This window comes from Actinoplanes sp. NPDC051851 (assembly GCF_040681165.1).
Taxonomy (GTDB): Bacteria; Actinomycetota; Actinomycetes; order Mycobacteriales; family Micromonosporaceae; genus Actinoplanes.
Genome location: NZ_JBFAYF010000004.1, coordinates 102,569 through 121,978, shown reverse-complemented (window position 1 = coordinate 121,978; position 19,410 = coordinate 102,569). Strand labels below are relative to the sequence as shown.

Sequence of the window (19,410 nt, the reverse complement as noted above, 5' to 3'; positions counted from 1 at the left end):
TGGGCGGGACGCCGGATCCCGTGATCGGGTGCCCGCCCGAACACTCGCCGCCTGCGGATCGTCGGCTCCGCCTGCCGGGGTTCGTTCGTGGACCGGTCGGGCGGTATCCCGCGGGCGGTGAGCCGGCGGTCCAGGGCGCCCCGGCCGGTCGGCTGGCGGTCCGGGGTGCCTCGGCCCTGGTCGGCTGGCGATCCGGGGTGCCTCGGGCCGGTCGGCTGGCGATCCGGGGTGTCTCCGGCGCCCGAGAGACCCCTGAACACCAGCCGCGCCGGGAAAGCTGGCGCTCACGGGTCACTCCAGCCCGCCGACACACCCCTGAACGCCAGCCACCAAGATCATCTCCGCAGTTGATCATGGAATGTTGATCAAGTCCGGCCGGTCGGGGCCCACCCCGACCGGGGGAAACCCCCATCCCTAACGGAACAGTGGCACATAGCAGCGATCTTGGCCCGGGACCCTGTGGACAAACCCCGGCTGTGGATAACCCCCAACCCGGACCATGACCGAGAACGCCCACCCCGCTACCCCGCCGGCGACGACGATCCCGCCGGAATCGACCAGCGGGGTAAGGGCTGTTTCGGAGCGTCGGCTGAGTTGGGTTGATCGCGCAGGAGGGGGAGGAGCTGGTCGCCCTGGCGCTTCAGCTCGGGGAGGTAAGGGGTGTCGGAGAGGACGAAGTGGGTGATGCCCAGGTCGCGGTACTTGCGCAGGGACTTGGCGACCTCCTCGGGGGTGCCGACCAGCCAGGTGGTGCCGGCGCCGCCGGCGCCGAATTTGCCCGGGGTGGTGTAGAGGTTGTCGTCGAGGATCTCGCCGCGGGACTGGAGGTCGAGGAGGCGCTGCTGGCCCACCGCGCCGCGGCGGATCGGGTCGGCGGAGTAGTCGGCGCCATCGCGGCGACCTTCGTCTCGGCGTCGGACCAGGCCTGGTCGGTGGTGTCGCGGATCAGCGTGGTGATGCGCAGGCCGAACTCGAGCGGGGCGTGTTCACGGCCCAGCTCGGCGGAGAGGCGCTTCAGGCGGGCGATCCGGTCGGCGACGCCGTCGAGGGGCTCGCCCCAGAAGAGCTGGACGTCGGCCTCGGTGGCGGCGACCCGCTCGGCTGCCTCGGAGGCGCCGCCGAAGTAGAGGCGCGGGGTGCCGCCGGTCAGGCGCGGGACGACCGTGGAGTCCTCGACCCGGAAATGCTCGCCCTCGAAGGTGACGTTCTCCTCGGTCCACAACCTGCGGACCAACTGCAGGAATTCTTTCGTACGAGCGTAGCGCTGCGGCTGGTCGCCCTCGGCGTCGCCGTACGCGGCCAGGTTGTCCCGCCCCGAGACGATGTTGATGAGGGCGCGGCCGCCGGTCAGGTGGTGCAGGGTCGCGGCGGCGGTGGCGAAGTTGGCGGGGCGCCAGTAGCCCGGGCGGACCGCGATCAGCGGGCGGAACGTGGTGGTCCGGGCGGCGAGCGCGGTGGCGACCGTGAAGGTGTCCGGGCGGCCCCAGCCGGTGCCGATCAGTGCGCCGCCCCAGCCGTGCTCCTCCAGGGCGAGCGCCTGCTCGGTCAGCGTCGCCAGGCTGTTGTGCCCCTCGACCACGTCGTCGCCGCGGTGGCCCGGGTCTACCTGGTTCGGGATGTACCAGAGGAACTCCTGGCTCATGGGACCCTCCTGATCGGTCTCAAGTCCCATAAACCCTATAGCTATAGTATGTGTTATGGCCAGCCTCTCCGCCGCCCGGTTCGGCCTCAGCGGCGCCTGGAGCGAACGCGTGCTCGCCCGGCTCCGGGGACCGGAGTCGCTGTCCGGTCGGCACGTGCTGCGGGAGACCCTGGGGAGGCCGGGCCTCCCGTCGGAGTAGATCAGGCCGTCTCCAGGCGGGCCGCGTCCGTGAAGCTGAGCACCCGTGCGTTCTGCAGGGTGAGGATCTGCCAGCCGCCCTCGCGCAGCCCGACGACCAGCAGCTGCATAGATTCCCGCACCGCCGGGGCGGTGGTCTCGCCCGGCATCAGCAGCCGCACCCGGTAGCGGACCAGGCCGATCTCCGGGGTCACGAGCTGTGCGGAGACCACGCGGCCGTCCACCAGCCGGGTGCCCTTGAGCACCGTGTCGAACATCGACTGCTGGGCCGCGACGATGGCGTCCCTGCCGGTGAGCACCTCGCCGTTGAACTCCACCAGTGAGGAGTCCGGGCCGAAGCCGGCCGCGAAACCGGCGGCGTCACCGCGGTTCCAGGCCTCGGTCATGCGTACGGGAATGGCGGCGATGTCTTCGATCATGAAGAGCATCGTGCGGCGTGCCGGTGCGCGCGGGCCATGACGATCCGTGCCGCGTCACCTGGATCTGCGCGCGACGACCGGGTACTCCCGGGGTGGGCAGCCGTAGGCGGCCCGGAAGAGCCGGCTGAAGTGCGCCGGGTCGCCGAAACCCCACCGCGCGGCGATGGCGGAGACCGTGCCCCGGCCCGCGGCCAGGTCGTCGCGGCACCGTTCCAGGCGGTCGTGCCGGATCTGCGCGGCCACGGTGAGCGGCTCGTGCCGGAAGAGCTGGTGCAGGCGCCGGACCGAGATGTGGTGGGCGGCCGCCACCGCCGCCGAGCCGAGCATCGCCCCGGCCCCCTGGCCGCCGGGGACCCGGGCGCAGACGAGTCGCTCCAGGTCGGCCGGGGCCAGGCCCAGCATCGAGCGGGGCACGAGCATCGTGACGTACCGGGTGCGCGTGGTGGTGACCCTCAGGGGCCGGGCCGGCCATCGGTGGAAGACCGGCCTCGGACAGCTTCCGCACCCATCGCTCGGGGTCGCTGATCCAGGTCACGACCGCCACCGTACGCCCGGCCCGGCCCGGATCAGATCAGACCGGGCAGCACGATCGTGAAGATCGAGCCACCGCCGGGGCGGGGGCGGTACTCGATGTCGCCCTGGTTGGCGCGGGCCAGCTCACGGACGATGTAGAGGCCCAGGCCGGTGCCGCTGATCCGTCCCGCGGTGGTGTCGCTGCGGGAGAAGCGCTGGAAGAGGCTGGCCCGGAACTCCTCGGGGACGCCGGGGCCCTGGTCCTCGACGCTGATCCGCACCACGCCGCCGCCGCTGGTCACGTCGATCAGGGTGGCGCCGCCGCCGTACTTGCGGGCGTTGGTCAGCAGGTTGGAGAGGATCTGGTCGAGGTGACCCGGCTGGACCAGCGCGGTCGCCAGGTCGGAGCAGCGCACCTCCGGGCTCTCGTTGTTGATGGCGTTCGCGGTCACGATGTGCCGGGCCACCCGGCTGGGCTGCGGGCGGGCGGTCAGCTTGCCGGCGTCCAGCGCGACCAGGGCGAGCACCTCGCGGACGATGTCGGAGAGCCGGTGCGCGTTCCGGTCGATCGCGGTGACGCACTGGTCCCGGCGGTCGGCGGGGATGTTCTCCCAGTTCTCGGTGTACCCGATGATCGTGCAGAGCGGGCTGTTGATCTCGTGGCCGAGCATGCCGATCAGGTCCAGCTTGAGGTGGTTGGCCTCCTCCAGCTCGACGTTCTTGGCTGCCAGCTCACCCATCGCCAGGTCGCGCTCGTCCTGGGCGGCGCGTTCCGAGGTCACGTCGTGCAGCACCACCACGGCGCCGAGCCGGGTGCCGTCCGGGCCGATGACGGTGTTGCCCGAGGCGAGCACCCGGGTGTGTGCCATCCCCTCCGGGGCGATCACCATCTCCAGGCTCCGGACCCGGCCGTCCCGCATGGTCCGGGCCAGCGGTACCTCACCGGGAGCCATCGAGGTGATGCCGTCGGCGTGGAAGAGGTTGTAGCGGAGGGCGTGCTGCTCGGGCAGGAGATCGTGGTCGGCGTCGAGGCCGTGCCACTCGCGGGCGGCCCGGTTGAAGACGATGAGCCGGCCGTTCTCGTCGGCGGCGAGGATGCCCGCGTCGACGGTCTCCAGCAGGGTGGTGATGAACTCCTGCCGGCTCACCAGGTCCCGGGTGGTCTTGCCGAGCTGTTCGGCGAGCTGCCCGTTGACCCGGGCCTGGCGGCGCCGCTCCAGGAGGCCGACCAGCACTCCGGCCGCGTCCTCCAGCAGCGGCGTCATCGCGGGGCCGGTCTCCCGGGGCTCCACGTCGAAGAGGAAGAGCATGCCGAGTACGTCGCCGACCGCGCTGATCAACGGCATCGAGGCGTAGAACTGGACCGCGCCCGGCGCGCCGGAGATCCACGGGTGAACCTGGTAGTCGTTCGCGGTGCCGGCCGTCCAGACCGTCGGGCCGACCCGGAACGGGATCACGCTGAGCTCGTCCACGGTCGGCTGGGTGCGGTCGAACCCCACGCTGATCAGCTGGACGTTGCGGAACTCGTCGAAGATTCGCACGGTCGCGTACGGAACACCGGCCGCGGCCGAGACCAGCCGCAGGATCTGCTCGAAGTCCTTGGCCGCGGACCGGTCGACCTGGCCGGGTCGTTCCAGAACAGCGTGTTCCACCGTCGTCCCCCTTGTCACCGGGCTCGTCCTTGTCACCGGGCTCGTCGCCGGGCATCAATCGGCGGCCGGTGACCCGGCTCAAGGGAAAGACGTTTCGATTCAGGAGCGAGGCAGGCGCAGCCCGGACATCCCCCCGTCCACGGCCAGGGACATCCCGGTGGTGGCGCCGGAGGCCGGGCTGGCCAGGTACTGCACGGCCGCCGCGACCTGGTCGGCGGTGACCAGCCTCCCGGTCGGCTGCCGGGCCGCGAGCCTCTCCCGCTCCCCTTCGGGGTCCTCGGTACGGGCGAGCAACCGCGCGACCCACGGGGTGTCCACCGTCCCGGGCGCCACACAGCACACCCGGATCCCCTCGCCGACCAGGTCCGCGGCCATCGCCAGGGTGAGCGCGTGCACCGCGCCCTTCGACGCGCTGTAGACCGCCCGCTGCACCAGCCCGGCGTCCGCCGCGATCGACGACAGGTTGACGATCACCGGGCTCCGGCTGCGCCGCAGGTACGGCAGCGCCGCCCGGCTGGCCCGCGCCACCCCGATCACGTTCACGTCGAGCACGCTCGCCCACTCGGCGTCGTCGTTCTCCTCGACCGTGCCGACCGCGCTGATCCCGGCGCTGTTGACCAGGATGTCGATCCCGCCGAACGCCCCGGCCACCTCCGCCATCGCGGCGTCCAGCGGCCCGGTGACGTCCGCGGCGATCGCCAGCCCCGGTCCGTTCCCCGGGTTCAGGTCCAGGATGCCGACCTTGGCCCCGGCCGCCGCCAGCCGCCGCGCGCACGCCGCCCCGATCCCGGACCCGCCCCCGGTGATCGCCGCGACCAGTCCGTCCAGGTCGCCACTCGTGAGTGTCACGCCTTCACCACGCTCCTCTGCCGGCCGAGCCCGTCGATCTCCAGTTCCACCACGTCTCCGGCGCCCAGGTACGGGAAACGGCCGGAGAGCGCCACCCCCTCCGGCGTCCCGGTGTTGATCAGGTCGCCCGGTTCCAGCACCGTGAACTGGGAGAGGTGCCAGATCAGGTACGCCACGTCGAAGATCATGTCCGCCGTACTGGAGTCCTGCCGGGGCGCGCCGTTGACCCAGGAGCGCAGGCGCAGCGGGAAGCTCACCTCGTCCGGCGTGACCAGCCACGGCCCCAGCGGATTGAACGTCTCGCAGCTCTTGCCCTTGGACCACTGCCCGCCCGACCGGACCAGTTGGTAGTCCCTTTCGGACACGTCGTTTGATACGACGTACCCGGCGACGCAGGCCAGGGCTTCCTCGGGATTGTGCAGATAGCGCGCGGTCCGACCGATCACCACACCCAGTTCGACCTCCCAGTCGGTCCGGACCGCGCCAGGCGGGATCACGATGTCGTCGTCCGGGCCGACCACGGTGTTCGGCGCCTTGTAGAAGACGATCGGCTCCTCCGGCGGCGCGGCGCCCGACTCGGCGGCGTGCGCGGCGTAGTTCTGCCCTACGCAGAGCACCACGCCGGGCCGGGCGATCGGCGCGCCGATCCGGTGCCCGTCCAGGTCGGCGGCGGGCAGCACGGCCGGGTCGCCGCGGAACCCGCCCGCGGCGAGGAAGGCCGCGTCGATGTCCCGGGTCACCGGGGAGAGGTCGCGCAGGAGGCCGCCGGCGTAGAGCATCGGGCGTTCGGCACCGGGTGGACCGACGCGCAGGTACCTCATCAGCAGTTCTCCAATCGGTAGACGCGGGCCGCTGTCCCGCCGAAGACGGCCGCGGGGCGACCGCCGAGGATCTCGCTGAGCACGGCGACGACCTCCTCGTACGTCGCCACCACCTCGCAGACCGGCCAGTCCGAGCCGAACATCAGCCGGTCCGGGCCGAACATCTCCAGGGCCGCCTTCACGTACGGGCTCAGCACCGCCCGGGTCCACCCCGGACCGGCCTCGGTGACCAGCCCGGAGAGCTTGGCGACCACGTTCGGACAGGCCGCCACCGGTTCGATCAGCCGCCGCCACCGGTCGACCCCGGCGCTGATCGATGGCTTACCCAGGTGGTCCAGGACGAATCGCGCCTCCGGCAGGCCGGCCGCGGCGCGGGCCACCGCGGGGAGCTGGGCGGCGCGGACCACCAGCTCGTTCACGAGCCCGGCGGCGGCCACCCCGGCCAGGCCGGCGCGGATCGCGGGCCGGTCGAGCAGGTCGTCCGGCCCGGCCTGCAACTGGTCGCGGACGCCGACCAGACAGTCACCGCCCGGGCCGGCGCGGTGCCGGGTGAGCATGGCGCGCAGATCCGGATCGGCCAGCGCGGCCCAGCCGACCACCCCGGCGATCTCCGGGGTGACCGCCGCGAGCGCCAGGAACCGGCTGGTCTCGGCGGCGTGACAGCGGCCCGCCTCGACCAGCACGGTCCGCTTCACCCCGGCCGCGGCGAGGTGCGGGCGCAGGTCGGCCATCGTGTAGTCGCGCCGGATCGGGGCCAGCGCCGGCGCCGCCAGCCACGGGTAGTCGGCCGTCCACAGGTGATGGTGCGCGTCCACGACGATCACGGGTGCGGCACCTCCGGATCGAGCAGTCCCTCCCGGATCAGATCCCGCCACAGCCGGCCCGGGATCTCCCAGCGGGCCATCGCCGCGGCGTCGGCGGCCTCCCGGGCCGAGCGCATCCCGACCAGCACCGAGGCGACCGCCGGGTGCGCGAGCGGGAACTGCAGCGCGGCGGCCCGCAGCGGCACCCCGTGCCGCCCGCAGATCTTGGCGAGCGCCCGGGTTCGGTTGATCACCCGGGCGGTGGCCGGGTGGTAGTCGTAGACCGCGCGCCGATCCGGATCGGCCAGGACTCCCGAGTTGTAGACGCCGCCGACGATCACCGAGAGGCCGCGCCGCGCGCACTCCGGCAGCAGGTCGGCGAGCCCGGACTGGTCGAGCAGGGTGTAGCGGCCGGCGAGCAGGAAGCAGTCGAAGGCGCCGGTACGGGCGAACTCGGTCAGCATCGCGGACTGGTTCATCCCGGCCGAGACCGCGCCGATCTCGCCGGCCTTGCGGAGCTCGACCAGCGCGGGCAACGCCTCGGCCACCGCCGGCCCGAAGTGGACGTCGGGGTCGTGCAGGTGCAGGACGTCGGCGCGGTCGAGTCCCAGGCGGGCCAGACTCTCGCGGTACGACAGCCGTACCCCGGAGAAACTGAAATCCCAGACCGCGGAGGCGCCGGACGGCTCGGCCCACATCCCGGCCGCGTGATCCTTTCCGGACTGCTCCGGGACCAGGCGGCGGCCGACCTTGGTGGCGAGCGTGAAGGCGGACCGGTCGCGACGCCGCAGCGCCGCGCCGGCCCGCCGTTCCGAGAGGCCCGCGCCGTAGAGCGGGGCGGTGTCGAAGAACCGCACGCCCAGGTCCCAGGCCGTGTCGATCGTGGCGGTCGCGGCGGCGTCACCGACCGGCTCGAAGAGCCCGCCGATCGGGGCGAGCCCCATGCCGAGCCGGGTGACGGTGACGCCGGTGCCGCCGAGCGGCACCCTCTCGAACGGATCCATGCGGGCCCTTCCGGTCGATCCCCGATCTGTTTAACAGATCCGAAATGATCGAGAAAGACCAATGAATTTCCGGTACGCCGTCGCCTCCCACCGCTCGCTCAAAAGGTGCTCCGGCACTGCGGGCGCCGTACCGGCCGGCGCGTCTACGCCGTCGGCGTGACCACCAGGATGCCCAGGCACATCTCGTCACTGGTGCCCTCGCCCCAGACGACGTACCGGGCCGGAAGGGTCTTGAGCTGCGGCAACTTCTTACGGAGCGTCGCGTCGTGGGTGCAGGTGACCCGGATCGTGTCGCCGCGCTTCACCGTGATCGGCTTCGCCAGCGGCACCAGCGCCTGGTTGTCGAAGTCGTACTGCGGCTGGTCCAGGATCGTGGTGGCGCCGGCCTTCCCCGGGTTCAGCTCGATCTTTATCGACCGGCCCAGCAGGTGCATGTGCCCGGCGGCCATGTAGACCGTGCCGCCCTCCTCCAACTGCTGGTCGCAGTGCTGGGTGTTCCCGGGCTTCGGGGTGCCGCCGCTGCACCACTGCACGAGCTGGCCCTCCTGCTCGCCGGCCTCGGCGCCGAAGCGGCTGCCCACGTCCTTGATCGCGGCGTCCCGGTCGCAGAGCGGTCCGCTCTCGCCGGTCGCGCAGGGCAGCTCGATCGGCGCCAGGAAGAGCGCGGTGGAGAGCGAGGTGAGCTTCGTGGTGGCGTTCGCCATCCGCAGCTGGATGCCCGACTGGTCGGTCTGGCCGGCCGTACCCTCGGCGAGCAGGTTGTAGTGCACCTGCATGACCAGCTTGCTCCCCGGTGGCATGGCGAACCCGGTGCCGGTGGGCATCATGGTCTCGCCGGCGCCCGGCGCCCAGTGCGCCACCCAGGCGGTCTGGCCCTCCACCCCGGCGTCGCCGAAGCAGGTCCAGCCCTCGCCCGGCGTCGAGGCGTCGACCTTGACCGCCTCCTGCGCCTGCTGGGGGTCGAGCCGGTAGAAGATCGCGTGGTGCACGATCGCCGCGTTCTGCGGCAGGAACCGGCTGCCGGTCAGGTACGCCTCCTCGGTCAGGCCGGGATCGACCAGGAAGCAGCGATAGTCGTCGGTGCCCCCGTTCGGGGCCTTCGGGGTGTACGCCGTCGAGAGCGCCAGGTCGACGAAGCGCTCGCCGTCGCGCAGCGCTGTCGGGGGTGGCGCGGACGCCGCGAGATGACCGGCGTGCGTGTTCGCACTCTCCGGTGAGGCCGCGGGCTCGGTGGCGCCGGTCGAGCCGCAGGCCGCGATCAGCAGCAGGGTGGCGGCGAGTACGGCGGTGGGACGCAGGATTCGCATCACAGTGCCTTCCCGTTGTGGGCGGGGTGTCGGGCACGGGAATCGTCCCGATTCCGCCCTCAAGGTCACATCCGGGATCCCCCCGAGAACGACCCGGAGCCTGTCCGGCCTTGATCAGCCTGGGATAATGGCCTTTCGTGGCTTTTCGCTGGAGAGGATCTGATGGCGACCGAGGGCAGTACCAAGGCTGTGGTGACGGCACTGAGCGCGAATCTCGCGATCGGCGTCTCGAAGTTCGTCGCCGCGGCCATCACCGGATCAGCGTCGATGCTCGCCGAGGGTGTGCACTCGGTGGCGGACTCGACGAACCAGGTCCTGCTGCTGATCGGCGGCCGGCGTGCCAAGCGCCCGGCGTCCGCGCTGCACCCGTTCGGATACGCCCGCGAGCGGTACGTCTACGCCTTCCTGGTCGCGATCATCCTGTTCAGCCTCGGTGGCCTCTACGCCGCCTACGAGGGCTATCACAAGATCATCGACCCGCACCCGCTGGAGTCGCCGCTGGTCGCGGTGATCGTGCTGCTGATCGCCGCCGTCCTCGAGGGCTACGCGCTGAAGACCGCGGTCGGCGAGGCCAACCGGGTCCGGGGCAAGCGCAGCTGGTTCCGCTTCATCATCCGTACGCGTAACCCCGAGCTCCCGGTCATCCTCCTCGAGGACAGCGGCGCGCTGCTCGGCCTGCTCTTCGCGCTCTTCGGCGTCGGCCTGAGCGTGGCCACCGGCGACGGCGTCTACGACGGCATCTCGACCCTGCTCATCGGCCTGCTGCTGATCACGGTCGCCATCGTCCTCGCGGTCGAGACCAAGAGCCTGATCATCGGCGAGTCCGCGGTCCCCGAGCAGCTGAGCGCGATCGAGAAGGCCCTGCTGGCGTCCCCGGGCGTCCAGCGCGTCATCCACCTGCGCACCATGCACCTGGGCCCGGAGGAGCTCCTGCTCGCCGCCAAGATCGCCGTGGGTGCCGACGACGAGGGCCGCGACATCGCCGCCACCATCGACGACGCCGAGGCCCGCGTTCGCGCGGTCGTCCCGACTGCCAAGGTCATCTACCTGGAGCCGGACATCTACCAGCCCGAGAAGGCGACCAGCGCCCCGGCTTGAAGCGCGCTGACCCGCACCCCCTGATCCCGGCACCACGCCAGGCCGGCCTCACACCGGCCTGGCGCCGTCGTTCCGGCCCCGGGGGGATCGCCGCCGGCCGCTAGCCGGCATCGGTGGGGGCGGCGGCCGGGGCGGGAGAGAAGCGGCGGGCCGACCAGCCGACGGCCAGGGCGGCGAGCGCGAGGGTGGCCAGCACCGGGAGGGAACGCTGCCACGTGGCGTGGTACATGCCGCAGGTCGCGGCGTTCTGGCCCAGGCAGCTCGCCGGCGGACGGTAGATGATCCAGTCCCCGGCCACCCAGGCGACCAGGTGGGTGGAGAGCTGGAAACGGCCCGTGGGGATCATCCGGCCGATGAATTCGGCGACGGCCCAGAGCAGCAGCAGACCGAGAGCCGCGAGGCCGTATCGCGGTGGGGAGAAACGGCGGGCGACGCCGCCGATCGCGTAGCCCAGTGCCGTGCCGAGCAGGGCAAGGAAAAGGGCGCGGAACGCGATTCCCAGAGCGCCGGACCGGAACGCGGGATCGGCTACCACACCGTCCGGGCGGACGGCGTGGTAGCCGAGATACAGCGTGACGCAGAGCGCGGCCAGTACCGGGACGGCGCCGGACAGGGACACCAGCAGCGACCGGAACAGCGGCCGTGATCCGGTGCCGGCGAACAGTGCCCAGAGCAGCAGGACGACGCCGGCCGCCTGCAGGGTCTGTTCGATCTCGCCGTCGTCGTCGACGTACTCCTGGCTGCCCGCCGCGGCGAAGGACACCCAGAGTAGGGGCAGCAGCAGGAGCGCCACGCCCAGGGCGGTGAGGGATCGGGATCTGTCCATGGCGAACATTGTCGTCCGCCGGATCAACCCCATTCCGTGTTTCGCGACATCATCGTGATTTCACTTCCTCGAGGGCAGCAGAAAAGGGAATCCTCGCGAAGGGGAGGAAGAATGGATCGGCGCCGTCGGGACGCTTTATTCGGTAACCGCCGCGGCCGCATTGAGCATGACAAACCCCGGTAGCGCGACACAACCGAATATCCACTAGGGGCGATCGCTCAGGGGCGGCTCAGGGGTGATCCCGATGGTCGTGGCGAGGGGCCGACGGAAAGGTGGACGCCGATCCCGCCATCCACTTCGGAGGTCGACGATGAATCGGCGCACGCTTATCGCCGGGGCCCTCTCCGGCGTCGCACTGACTGCCACGGGCGGTCTTCCGGCGTACGGGAAAGAGGGTTTGAAGGGTCTTCCGCCGCTGAACGCCGAGGCGCTGAGCGCGGCGCTCGATCCGCTGCGTGAACCCGATTTCCTGCAGGGGGAGGTGAGCGGGGCGCTGGTCCGGATCGAGGGGAGTGCCGGGCGGTGGCGGGGGCGCGCCGGGATCGCCGACCTGACGACGCGGGCGCCGGTGCCGTGGGACGCGCGGTTCCGGATCGGCAGCATGACCAAGGCCTTCACCGCGACCGCGATGTTCCAGCTGGCCGAGGCGGGGCTGGTCGAGCTGGACGCGCCGCTGCGGCGCTACCTGCCGGACCTGCTGCCGGAGGGGCATCCCGCCACGGTGCGGCAGGCGATGGACCACACCAGCGGCATCCAGCCGGTGCCGATCGACCACAAGAACCCGGACTGGTTCTTCGTGCACCGCTACGACACCTTCGCGCCCGAGGATCTGGTGCTCTGGACCGAGCCGCCGCCGTTCACGCCGGGTGAGCAGCAGGTCTACGGGAACGTCGGGTACATCGTGGCCGGGCTGGTGATCGAACGGGTCACCGGGCGGCCCTACGCGGACGCGGTCCGGCGCGGGGTGCTGCGGCGGCTCGGACTGGAACACACCTGCCTGCCCGGCACCGCGATCGGGATCCCGGGGCCGCACGCGCACGGGTACGAGCGTTACGGAACCGGGTTCGTCGACGTGACCGAGTCGAACCCGTCGCTGCAGTGGGCCGCCGCCGAGATCATCTCGACCACCGGTGACCTGGACGGCTTCCTGACCGGGCTCTTCGGTGGGCGGCTGCTGTCGCCGCGGTCGCTGAGCGAGATGATGACCGTGCCGGACATCGCGGGCGCCGAGTACAGCGCCGGGCTGAAGCGGCTCGTGGTCGGCGACCTGATCCTCTGGGGGAAATCCGGCGACCGACCCGGGTACACCAGCGGGATGGGCACCACGCCGGACCTGGCGCGACGGCTGATCTACTCGGTCAACACGCTGAAGATGGGGAGCGATCTGCCGGACATCGCGATGGACGTCATCATGGCCGCGCTCACGTAACGTTACCGTCTACACAGGATGAGGCCGTAAGATCTGCCGGCATGACCGCGCCCGACGGCATCGACGCGAACGTGCCGAACGCCGCCCGCATGTACGACTACTACCTCGGCGGCAAGGACAACTTCGCCGTGGACCGGACGGCCGCCGAGGCCGTACTCAAGGTCCTGCCCGAGATGCGGGAGGCCGCCGTGCAGGGGCGCGCCCTGATCAAACGGGTGGTCCGGCACATGGTCGCCGAGCGCGGCATCCGGCAGATCATCGACATCGGCTCGGGGCTGCCGACGGGGGAGAACGTGCACGACATCGCGCACGCGATCGACCCGTCGGTCCGGGTGGTCTACGTCGACTACGACGGCGTCGTCTGCATACACGGACGGGCGCTGCTGGCCGCGCGGCATACCGCGATGGCCCAGGCGGACCTTCGCGACCCGGCCGCGCTGCTCGCTCACCCCGAGGTGAAGGGGCTGATCGACTTCGGACAGCCGGTCGGCCTGCTGATGATGTTCCTGCTTCACCTGGTGGGCGAGGACGACCGGCCGGGCGAGGCGGTCGCGGCGTACCGGGAGGCGGTCGCGGCGGGCAGCGTGCTGGCGATCTCGCACGCGGCGGTGGACGCCCGGCCCGACCTGATGGCCCGGATCTCGGCGGTCTACGAACGGGCCAGCAGCCCGTTCACGCCGCGCGGCCGCGAGGAGATCCGCGCGTTCTTCGGCGACTGGAAACTGGAGGACCCGGGTCTGGTGAACGTCTGGCCGTACCCGGTGCCGCCCGCGGACATCGACCCGGCGCTGGCCGGGATGGGCTACGGCGGGGTGGCCGTCAAACCCTGATCAGCTCCAGCATGCGGGGTAACCCGGCGCCGGGGGTGTGCTCGCTGGCCCAGGCCACCGCGTTGACCACGGTCAGCACGTCGTCGGCGCGGGCCGCCGACCCCGCCCGGTCGAGCAGGGCCTCGGTGACGCCGCGGACGGCCCGGTGGCAGTCGGCCAGCGCGGGGCCGCCGCGGACCAGTTCGGTGGCGACCAGCCCGCGCATGGCGGTGGCGTGCAGGGCCACCGCGGCGAGCCAGTTCCGGATCGCCTGCGCCGGGTCGGGGTGATCGAGGAGCGCCGTGCCGTGCGCGTGGAGCGCGGCGACGTCGTCGGTGATGATCGCGACGAGCAGGGCCTGCGCCGACGGGAAGTGGCGGTAGAGGGTTCCCGCGCCGACCCCGGCACGCTGCGCGATCCGGTTGAGGGACGCGCCGTCGCCGTGCTCGGTGAACTCGGCCCGGGCGGCGGCGATGATCCGGTCCCGGTTCTGTTGAGCGTCGCTGCGCATGGGCACGGTCCTCGTCGCTATCCGGAGAGCTTCTCCATATGCTAGCCCCGACCGAGAGGAGCGCTTCTCCGTTCAGAGGGGAGTGGGTGCGTGCGGATTGCGATGATGGTCGGCGGCGCCGGCGCGTGATCCGGCTGCCGGCCGGGTTATAGGGCCGGGGCGGAGGACGGCCGGACGACCAGCTTGCACGGCACGGTGTGCACGCCCGGGGTGTGGCCCTGCTCGATCGCCTGGAGCAGGAGCTTGCCCGCCGTGCGGCCGACCTCGCGCAGGTTGAGGTCGACGCTGGTCAGCGGTGGGCGGCACTCCTCGGCGATCGGGGCCCAATTGTCCACGCCGACCAGGGCGACGTCCTCCGGGACCCGGCGGCCGGCCTCGCGCAGGCCGTCGGAGACGCCGCGGGCGATGGTGTCGCTGCCGCAGAAGACCGCGTCGACGTCCGGGTGCTCGCGGGTGATCGCGGCGGCGGCGAACCGGCCCCAGACCTCGCTCCATCCGCCGTACCACGGATCGCCGACCTGCTCCAGTCCGGCGGCGGCCAGGGCCCGCTCGACGCCGCGGACCCGGGCGATCGCCGAGGCGTGGCCGTGCGGGCCGGTCACGTGGGCGATGCGGCGGCGGCCGGTGCGGACCAGGTGCTCGATCGCGGCGGCGGCGCCACCCTCCTCGTCGGAGACGACGCTGCAGTCGGCGTCGTCGGCGGAGCGGGCGAACGCGTAGACCACCGGAACGGCGGCCGACGCGAGGCTGAGCGGCGGGCGGGCCTCGGCGCGGCGCCCGGCCACGATGATGCCGTCCACCCGGCGGGCGAGCAGGCTGCGTACGTAATGCTGTTCCCGGATCGGGTCGTCGCGGGTGTCGCAGACGAAGGCGAGCGTCTCGGCCCAGCCCAGCGCGTCCTCCACGCCGTGCAGCACGGGTAGGCTGAACCGTCCGTGGTGGTCGGTCATGATCAGGCCGACCGTGAACGTGCGCCCGGTGAGCAGGCTGGTCGCGACCGAGCTCGGGATGAAGCCGAGCTGTTCGGCGGCGGCCTGGACGCGGGCGCGGGTCTCGTCGCGCAGCTGACCACGGTCGTTGAGCGCCTTCGACGCGGTGCCGATCGAGACGCCGGCGAGCCGGGCGACGTCGGCGATGCCGACCCGGGCGGAGGTTTTCCCTGGCACACCGCCAGCCTAGCCCAGGAAATCCTTTTCCGTCGAACCCCTCGTTGACGATCGAGGATGGTCTAAGTAACCTGCCTGAAACCTCGGAAAACTTTTTCCGCAGCGGAAGAAGGCGTGATGAGACCCTCCCGGTTCCTCGCCGCGGCGGCCGCCACCGGCCTGCTCGTGGTCCTCCCGGCGATCCCCGCGCAGGCGGCCGATCTCCCCGATCCCGTCGTCGCGTACGACTTCGGCGCCCCTCCCGAGAACGGCGTGATCACCGACGTCTCCGGCCACGGGCTGGACGGCACGCTGGTCAACGGCGCCACCGCGACCCCGGCCGACGGATACCTCCAGCTGCCCGGCGGGGCGCCGACCTCCTCGGGGGCCTACGTCACCCTGCCGCGGGCGGTCCTGGCCGGCCGCACCGACCTGACCGTCCAGACGCGGGTGAAGTGGGACGGCGTGACCGCGCCCTGGCAGTGGATCTACGCGCTCGGCAAGGACACCAGCCGCTATCTCTTCAGTACGCCCTACAACGGCGACGGCGTCCTGCGCACCGCGGTCACCACGAACTACGGGAGCGGGGAGGCGCAGGTCACCGGCTCGGCGGCGCTCCCCGCGAACGTGTGGAAGACGCTCACGGTCACGCTGGACACGTCCGCGGGCCGGGTGACGACGTACCTGGACGGGGTGGCGATCGGTTCCCACAGCACCGATGTCAGCGCCGCGGACCTGATGGACTCGTCGACCACGATCGCCGGGTACATCGGGAAGTCGTTCTACGCCGACCCGCTCTTCGACGGGGCGATCGACGACTTCCGGGTCTGGGGGAGCGCGCTCACCGCCGATCAGGTCGCGACGGCCTACGGCGACACGGTGCCGACGGTGACCGGGCTCGCGGCGACCACCTTCGACGTGCGGACCACCATCGGGACCGCGCCGGCGCTTCCGGAGACCGTGCGCGGCACCTTCACCGACGGGTACGACCGGGACGTCCCGATCACCTGGGACGCGGTCGACCCGTCGTCGTACGCGCAGCGGGGCACCTTCACCGTCTCCGGCGCCGCCGCCGGTGAGACGGTCACGGCCACCGTCACCGTGATCCGGGAGGGCGAGCTCACGATCGATCTCGGGCAGAGCACCGGGGCGTTCCACGGCGGCGCGGCCGGCTCGCTGTACGGGCTCTACGGCGACGGCGTACCGACGAACAACCTGATCGAGGGCATGCACCTGCGGACCGTGTCGACCAAGGCGCAGGACGGGCCGCAGCACCCCGGCGCCGACGCCCTGGAGGTGGTGAAGCCGCTCGCGGACAGCACCGACGGCGACGTCTACATCTACATGACCGACATCCACCGGGGCTTCCCGTACCAGTGGCCGGGGGACACCCCCGAGGAGAAGCTGGCCACCTACGAGGAGAAGATCGCCACCCAGGTCGACCAGGTGCTCACCCTGGACCCGGCGTACCGGGACAACATCGTGTTCGTGCCGTTCAACGAGCCCGAGGGGAACATGTTCGGGACGGGGGAGTGGAGCTACGACGGCGTCAGCTGGCTCAGCGACCCGACCGGCTACTTCGCGGCGTGGGACGAGGTCTACCACCTGATCAAACAGAGGATGCCGGCCGCGCGGATCGCCGGGCCGAACACCAGCGTCCTCTACACGCAGATCCAGGGCTTCCTGGAGCACACGCTCGCCGCGGGGACGGTGCCGGACGTGATGACCTGGCACGAGCTCAGCCACCCGGAGAAGGTGTGGCAGGACGTCGCGCTCTACCGGGAATGGGAGGCCGCCATTCTCGGGCGGGAACTTCCGATCAATATCAATGAGTACGCGTTCAACTACCACACCTCGGTTCCGGGGCAGATGATCCAGTGGATCTCCGCGATCGAGGAGTCCAAGGTCGACGCGGACATCGCGTACTGGAACATCGACGGGAACATCTCCGACTCGGCGGTGCAGGCCAATCGCGGGAACGGGCAGTGGTGGCTGTTCAACGCGTACGGGAGCATGACCGGGAACACGGTCGCGGTGAATCCGCCGTACCCGGGGCAGAATTACACGCTCCAGGGCGTCGCGTCGCTCGACACCTCGAAGAAGCAGGCCCGGGCCATTTTCGGCGGGGCCACCAGCGACGGGTACATCACCTTCGACGACGTGTCCGCGAAGACCTTCGGGAAGACCGTGCACGCGACGATCCGGGAGATCCCGTGGACCGGGCAGATCGGTGACTCGGCGCAGCCGCGGCTGCTGAAGGAGACCGACGTCGCGGTCCGGAACGGCTCGGTCGCCTTCGCTTTCGGCAGCGGGGATCTGCCGTCGCTGACCGATTCCTCGGCGTACGAGATCGTCCTGGAACCCGGTCGTTCCTCCGCGAGCAGTCCCACCCTCGTTTGGCAGGGGTCCTATGAGGCCGAGGACGCGGTATACACCGGCAGCGGATACAGCAGGAACGGTCCGGAGGGCTCCCCCGCCGACGTCTCCAAGTTCTACACCTCGGGCGGGTACGACGTCGGCGGGCTGCGCACCGGCAGTGACGGGGTGCTCGACTTCACCGTCGACGTACCGGAGGACGGCACCTACGACCTGAGCGTCTTCGCCAACTCGCTCAACACCTACGACCTGGTGCGGGAGCAGGGGCCGACCAACGTCTTCCTCCGCGTCGACGGCACCGCCGAGCAGGAGTTGTTCCTGCCGCTCGGTTACAAGTGGGTGGTCTGGGACCACACCGGCACCAGGGTCGCGCTCACCGCGGGCAGGCACACCATCTCGCTCGCCGCGCGCAGCCTCGACGGCACCGGCGTCACCAAGGGTGATGCCATCCTCGACCGCATCACCCTCTCACTTCCTTCGGGATCCCTTTCCGTGTACGAGTCCACCCAGGCGGATCTCGCGAACGGGGCCCGCGTCGAGCGCTCCGGAGTGCGGCTGGACCGGGGCGGTTCGGCGACCTTCTGGGTCTATTCGGCGGCCGACGCGGAATCGACGCTGGATCTCGCCGTACCGTCGGGTTCGGTCGATCTGACGGTGAACGGCGTGGCGGTTCCGGCGTCGCGGAAGGTCGCGGTCTCGCTCTCCGGCGGCGTCAACAAGGTGACGGTCACCGGAAAGAGCCGCGGAACGGTCGCCGGCAGGCTGACCGTCCGCCCGTCGTCGGTTCTTCACACCACGGTCACCGAGGCCGAATCGGCGACGCTGACCGGAACCGCAGCGGTGGTCGACAGGTCATTGGCGAGCGGCGGAAAGGCGGTCGCCGGTATCGGCGACGGTCCCGCGAACGCCGCGACGTTCACCGTCACGGCGGACAAGGCGGGTACGTACGCGCTGCGGATCCGCTATGCCAACCCGGAGCAGGCGGAGGCCACGCACTACAACCCGGACCCGCTGGCCCGGCACGCCGACATCGCGGTCAACGGCGGCCCGGCGAAACGCGTCCTCTTCCCGCACACCTTCCACGACAACTACTTCTGGGAACTGACGGTTCCGGTCGTCCTGAAACGCGGTTCGAACGCCATCACGTTCACCTCCGCCGAACTACCGAACTTCGACGGCACGACGTACGCGTCCGGCACCTGGCCGGGAATCCTGCTCCGCTCGGCGTACGCGCCGGTGCTCGACAGGGTGACCGTGTCGCCGTACAGCAGGGCTCTGAACCACTAGCGGTGTTCGAAGCCCGGCTAACGCTGCCCGATCCCGCCGTCGCCGACGGGATCGGGCAGCGTTAGCGTTCGCCGCGTGGATCAGCCCGCCGAGACCGACGTCCGCGCACTGCTCATCACCGGGACCGTCGGCTCCGGGAAGACCACGACGGCCGCCGCGCTCGGCGACCTGCTGGCGGCCGCGGGGATCGCGAACGCGGTGCTCGACGTCGACTGGCTCCGCCGGTCCTGGCCCTCCCCGCCCGGCGACCCCTTCAACCGGGACCTCACGCTGCGCAACCTGCGCGACGTCGCGCGCAACGTCATCGAGGCCGGCGCGCTCCGGCTGGTCCTCGCCGGCGTGATCGAGAGCCGTGCGGAACGCGACGACTACCGGGCCGCGCTGGGCGTCCCGCTCACCGTCTGCCGCCTCCACGTGCCCCTGGCGACGGTCCACGATCGCCTGACCGGGCGCCACACCGACGACGCCGCCGGCCTGCGCTGGCACCTCGACCGCTCGCGCGAACTCGACCGCGTCTTCGACCAGGCCGACGTCGAGGACGTCACCGTCGACGCGACCGCGGACTCGGCGCGCGAGGTCGCCCGAGCCGTCAGGGCCGCGGTCCACTGGTGACCGCGGTGCCGTGGTCACCGGCGCCAGATTGTCCAGGTCAGCGGCCGCACGGATGTTTCCGATCCCGTCGCGCGGGTCTGTGTTGACGGGTCGATACCTTCGGTATTAG

Annotated in this window: 18 protein-coding genes; 6 read left to right on the top strand and 12 right to left on the bottom strand. The window is 71.3% G+C overall.

Annotated features, from left to right (window positions below; translation table 11 throughout):
• Positions 1–640: 640 nt before the first annotated feature.
• Positions 641–1,642 (bottom strand): LLM class flavin-dependent oxidoreductase, encoded by a 1,002-nt coding sequence (locus AB0M08_RS06125; protein WP_364489233.1) that lies wholly within the window; start codon positions 1,640–1,642, stop codon positions 641–643.
• Positions 1,643–1,697: 55 nt separating this feature from the next.
• Between AB0M08_RS06125 and AB0M08_RS06120 the strand changes: the two genes are divergently transcribed.
• Positions 1,698–1,841, top strand: coding sequence for a hypothetical protein (locus AB0M08_RS06120; RefSeq protein WP_364489231.1), 144 nt, complete (start codon positions 1,698–1,700; stop codon positions 1,839–1,841).
• Between the two features lies 1 nt (position 1,842).
• Here AB0M08_RS06120 and AB0M08_RS06115 read toward each other — a convergent pair whose 3' ends face one another.
• From AB0M08_RS06115 to AB0M08_RS06080, 8 genes are all read right to left on the bottom strand, one after another.
• Positions 1,843–2,259 (bottom strand): SgcJ/EcaC family oxidoreductase, encoded by a 417-nt coding sequence (locus AB0M08_RS06115; protein ID WP_364489228.1) that lies wholly within the window; start codon positions 2,257–2,259, stop codon positions 1,843–1,845.
• A gap of 54 nt (positions 2,260–2,313) precedes the next feature.
• On the bottom strand, positions 2,314–2,679 hold the full coding sequence (locus AB0M08_RS06110) for a helix-turn-helix transcriptional regulator (RefSeq protein ID WP_364489225.1): 366 nt from the start codon (positions 2,677–2,679) through the stop codon (positions 2,314–2,316).
• Between the two features lie 146 nt (positions 2,680–2,825).
• Positions 2,826–4,424 (bottom strand): PAS domain-containing sensor histidine kinase, encoded by a 1,599-nt coding sequence (locus AB0M08_RS06105; RefSeq protein ID WP_364489222.1) that lies wholly within the window; start codon positions 4,422–4,424, stop codon positions 2,826–2,828.
• Positions 4,425–4,523: 99 nt separating this feature from the next.
• On the bottom strand, positions 4,524–5,273 hold the full coding sequence (locus tag AB0M08_RS06100) for an SDR family oxidoreductase (RefSeq protein WP_364489219.1): 750 nt from the start codon (positions 5,271–5,273) through the stop codon (positions 4,524–4,526).
• On the bottom strand, positions 5,270–6,094 hold the full coding sequence (locus AB0M08_RS06095; protein ID WP_364489216.1) for a fumarylacetoacetate hydrolase family protein: 825 nt from the start codon (positions 6,092–6,094) through the stop codon (positions 5,270–5,272). Before AB0M08_RS06095 ends, AB0M08_RS06100 begins: the two co-directional genes overlap by 4 nt.
• Complete coding sequence (locus AB0M08_RS06090; protein WP_364489213.1) at positions 6,094–6,918, bottom strand: amidohydrolase family protein; 825 nt, start codon at positions 6,916–6,918, stop codon at positions 6,094–6,096. Before AB0M08_RS06090 ends, AB0M08_RS06095 begins: the two co-directional genes overlap by 1 nt.
• Complete coding sequence (locus AB0M08_RS06085) at positions 6,915–7,901, bottom strand: aldo/keto reductase (RefSeq protein ID WP_364489211.1); 987 nt, start codon at positions 7,899–7,901, stop codon at positions 6,915–6,917. The genes AB0M08_RS06090 and AB0M08_RS06085 overlap by 4 nt, the downstream gene beginning before the upstream one ends.
• A 143-nt stretch (positions 7,902–8,044) precedes the next feature.
• Positions 8,045–9,208 (bottom strand): monooxygenase, encoded by a 1,164-nt coding sequence (locus tag AB0M08_RS06080; RefSeq protein ID WP_364489208.1) that lies wholly within the window; start codon positions 9,206–9,208, stop codon positions 8,045–8,047.
• Between the two features lie 162 nt (positions 9,209–9,370).
• Here AB0M08_RS06080 and AB0M08_RS06075 point away from each other — a divergent pair, with 162 nt between their 5' ends.
• The gene (locus AB0M08_RS06075; protein ID WP_364489205.1) at positions 9,371–10,306 is read left to right on the top strand and encodes a cation diffusion facilitator family transporter; all 936 of its coding nucleotides are present in this window, start codon (positions 9,371–9,373) and stop codon (positions 10,304–10,306) included.
• A 100-nt stretch (positions 10,307–10,406) separates the two neighbouring features.
• Here AB0M08_RS06075 and AB0M08_RS06070 read toward each other — a convergent pair whose 3' ends face one another.
• Positions 10,407–11,132: a hypothetical protein gene (locus tag AB0M08_RS06070; protein ID WP_364489202.1), complete on the bottom strand. Its 726-nt coding sequence runs from the start codon at positions 11,130–11,132 to the stop codon at positions 10,407–10,409.
• A gap of 397 nt (positions 11,133–11,529) precedes the next feature.
• Here AB0M08_RS06070 and AB0M08_RS06065 point away from each other — a divergent pair, with 397 nt between their 5' ends.
• A complete protein-coding gene (locus tag AB0M08_RS06065) occupies positions 11,530–12,561 on the top strand; it encodes a serine hydrolase domain-containing protein (RefSeq protein ID WP_364489199.1) in 1,032 nt (343 codons plus the stop codon).
• A 41-nt stretch (positions 12,562–12,602) separates the two neighbouring features.
• Positions 12,603–13,391, top strand: a complete 789-nt coding sequence (locus tag AB0M08_RS06060) for an SAM-dependent methyltransferase (RefSeq protein WP_364489196.1) — start codon at positions 12,603–12,605, stop codon at positions 13,389–13,391.
• On the opposite strand, the gene AB0M08_RS06055 is transcribed toward AB0M08_RS06060, so the two are convergent.
• Positions 13,381–13,881 (bottom strand): helix-turn-helix domain-containing protein, encoded by a 501-nt coding sequence (locus AB0M08_RS06055; protein WP_364489193.1) that lies wholly within the window; start codon positions 13,879–13,881, stop codon positions 13,381–13,383. The two genes, AB0M08_RS06060 and AB0M08_RS06055, sit on opposite strands and share 11 nt — an antisense overlap.
• 146 nt (positions 13,882–14,027) lie before the next feature.
• On the bottom strand, positions 14,028–15,047 hold the full coding sequence (locus tag AB0M08_RS06050; protein ID WP_364489190.1) for a LacI family DNA-binding transcriptional regulator: 1,020 nt from the start codon (positions 15,045–15,047) through the stop codon (positions 14,028–14,030).
• Positions 15,048–15,164: 117 nt separating this feature from the next.
• Here AB0M08_RS06050 and AB0M08_RS06045 point away from each other — a divergent pair, with 117 nt between their 5' ends.
• Together AB0M08_RS06045 and AB0M08_RS06040 are read left to right on the top strand one after the other, a co-directional pair.
• On the top strand, positions 15,165–18,689 hold the full coding sequence (locus AB0M08_RS06045; protein WP_364489189.1) for a LamG-like jellyroll fold domain-containing protein: 3,525 nt from the start codon (positions 15,165–15,167) through the stop codon (positions 18,687–18,689).
• 75 nt (positions 18,690–18,764) lie between these two features.
• The gene (locus AB0M08_RS06040) at positions 18,765–19,301 is read left to right on the top strand and encodes an adenylyl-sulfate kinase (protein WP_364489186.1); all 537 of its coding nucleotides are present in this window, start codon (positions 18,765–18,767) and stop codon (positions 19,299–19,301) included.
• The last annotated feature ends 109 nt before the right edge of the window (positions 19,302–19,410 follow it).